General features: G+C 46.9%; 2 protein-coding genes. One reads left to right on the top strand and one right to left on the bottom strand.

The window, feature by feature from the left end; all coding sequences use genetic code 11:
- Positions 1 to 187: 187 nt before the first annotated feature.
- Positions 188 to 1996, bottom strand: coding sequence for a DUF2207 domain-containing protein (locus BG32_RS14515; protein ID WP_121527030.1), 1809 nt, complete (start codon positions 1994 to 1996; stop codon positions 188 to 190).
- 54 nt (positions 1997 to 2050) lie between these two features.
- On the opposite strand from BG32_RS14515, the gene BG32_RS14510 reads away from it, so the two are divergent.
- The gene (locus tag BG32_RS14510) at positions 2051 to 2203 is read left to right on the top strand and encodes a hypothetical protein (protein ID WP_259459783.1); all 153 of its coding nucleotides are present in this window, start codon (positions 2051 to 2053) and stop codon (positions 2201 to 2203) included.
- Positions 2204 to 2591: the final 388 nt, after the last annotated feature.

The raw sequence follows: 2591 nt of genomic DNA, 5'->3' as shown, positions 1-2591 counted from the left end.
ATTCCCTGATGGACGTCTACTCATCTCGGGTGCTCCTCCGTTGGGTAACTTTCGATTGATTATATCACGCTGGTCTGGTGCTCAACTCCCTTAATGAAAACATATCGTTAAGTGATCATCTCATTTAAGTCCGATGCGACATCACAAATCGCTATATGCTTAGCCTAGTCGCAAGAGGCGGAGACTTCTAGAAGCCGCCAGTACCGCCTCCTCCTCCTCCGCCTCCGGAGCCTCCACCACTGAATCCTCCGCCTCCTCCGGAGCCTTTGCTCGAGGCGGAATATGCAGCTCTGGTAACACCTGCAAAAGAGCTTACAGCATAGGCAGTAACGGGATAGTACATGTATGGATGTCTACTTTGCTCTCTCCAGACATCTTCCGGAACAATCTTGTTCAGGTTCTTTCTAACGGTGTCCGCTATTCCAAGAGCGGTTGCATAGACGAGATACTCCTCCCAGAGGATGATCGATTCGGGCGGCTTTTCATTTAGCAGAGAGTAGTCCTCGAGATAGTTCTTAAGCCCGAGCCACTTCAGATAGAAGAGCCTTCCCTCCCTCGTCCACCGACCAAACACATCCTTCGGCAGGACCATCACTATCCAACAGAAAACCCAGATTGCACCGAAGAAGATTAGCGAGAAGATTCTCAAAGGGGCAAGATCGGCGCCTGAATAGAAGGCGAGGAGAATCACACAGACTATCAACATAAGAAAGGAATAACCTTTGGCGATTGCGTTTCCCTTCAGATCGATAAGATGCATTCCCTTGACTGTGTCGTGAACTTTGCTCTTGTACTTTGAGAAATCGCTCGTGAAGATCCTTGCTTCCGATTGCTTCTTAGTAACCGTCTTCTTGACTGCAGAGAAATCGAATACGTTTCCTGTGTCGTACTTGTCTAGAAACTCTAGGAATGCAGCTTCTGTAGGCCTAAGCTTTGAAACGTCGCGGTTCTTTATAACAATTCCCTCAACCTTGTCGCCTTTGCCCTTCTCGAAATCGATGTACTCCCTCCGATAAAGCTCCATTATTGTAGATCCAATCCCGTCGTTGTCTACCATACCGGCCAGGTTCTTGACCGCTGCGTTTATGACATCGGGCGCGTGTTGTGTCGGCAGATCTCGTTCATATTCCGCGTAATATCCAACGTCTATTTCCCTGCCAAGCTTCCTGTGAGCAAGAATGAAAACAAAGGGCGTCAGCAAACCGATCGCGATCGGGATTATCCATTTTCCAAAGAGGATCTTTCGCCTGACTCCGCTCTCGACCCCGTCTATGTAATTCTTGTCAAAGGCTCCGCCCAAAGCAACATTTCTCATATTCATGGCCATCGCTTGATCTTTAGGAATCACTGCTCTAAATTCAACATATGTTAGTGGAGGCACATTTGTAACCTCCAATTCATAGGTATTTCCTTCTCTATATACTTCAGCATCGGGATGTGTATAGAATTCAAGGATCTCAAGATTCTCAGGAAAGACTATTGTAGCTGTGATTTTTTTGACCCAACTTGCAGTATCTTCGCCCCATATCTTCCTGAAAATCTGAGCTATATCTGTACCGACTTCTACAGCTCTTCTTACCGTGTACTTGTAAGTAACGCTTACTCTTTCTTCTCCCTTCACAGGAGATACCGCACCCGTGTTATACGGGACAAACCAAATCCTTACAGATCGAGCGTCCTGAGAACCAAACGACTCGATGTATTTGATCTCTTTTCCAACTGCAGTTACTTCAATCGCGCTGTACTGACTTCCGGCCCTGTCGGCAGGCAGCTCTCTATAAATGCCTCTATATGGTTTCTTGAAAACGTAGTCGATCGTCTCCGTGACCGTCAGAAGACCATTTTCATCTATTTCCATGAGCACATCTGCTTTCTCGATTGAAGTGATTGATGAGAAAGTATCTGAAATACCGCTGCTGAAAATGATGACAACGATCCCCCACGTAATCAACCCAATAATTAAACCAATAATCACTCTCGTAACAATCTTCTTCACAAAAGCCCACCTCCCCTGGTTGGATTGTACACTATCGTACCTAGAATTATTCAAGTGAGTCAGTCTGCTAACGCAGGCCTGCCAGACTTCGTCTCGCGAGAAGAGGTGGGAGAGAGAAGAGAGAGAGAGAGATGGAGAAAGAGAGAGATAGAGAGAGAGAAAGAGAGAAGAGATAGAGAGATAGAGAGAGAGAAGAGAGAGAGATAGAGAGAGAGAAGAGAGAGAGAAAGAGACGATGAGACTGAAGAGGCGAGATCCCGTACAGGAGCACTACGGGGTTCTGTCTCTTTTTTTGTGTAAACCCCTTTTTTGTTACGGATGATACCCCCAAACGTCATCCCGAACTTGTTTCGGGATCTTTGTTTTTTCTTCGCATAGGGTGGTGGACCGTTGACGGACAACGTTGTCTTCACAGTGTTCAGCGGGTTTTGGTTCTTAAGCGTACAGCAGTTGTTTGGGTGAGATCCCGTACAGGAGCACTACGGGATGACAGAAGAGGAGCTCGTCCGGGCAGACTTTCCCTTCACGTCATCCTGACAATGCTCCTGGTCAGGATCCCTGTCCACCGCGAAAAAGGGACCTTATCATATTCATA

It is taken from the genome of Mesotoga sp. HF07.pep.5.2.highcov (assembly GCF_003666285.1).
Lineage (GTDB): Bacteria > Thermotogota > Thermotogae > Petrotogales > Kosmotogaceae > Mesotoga > Mesotoga prima.
Note: the sequence above shows the minus strand (reverse complement) of the source record. Positions and strands in the feature narration are given on the sequence as shown.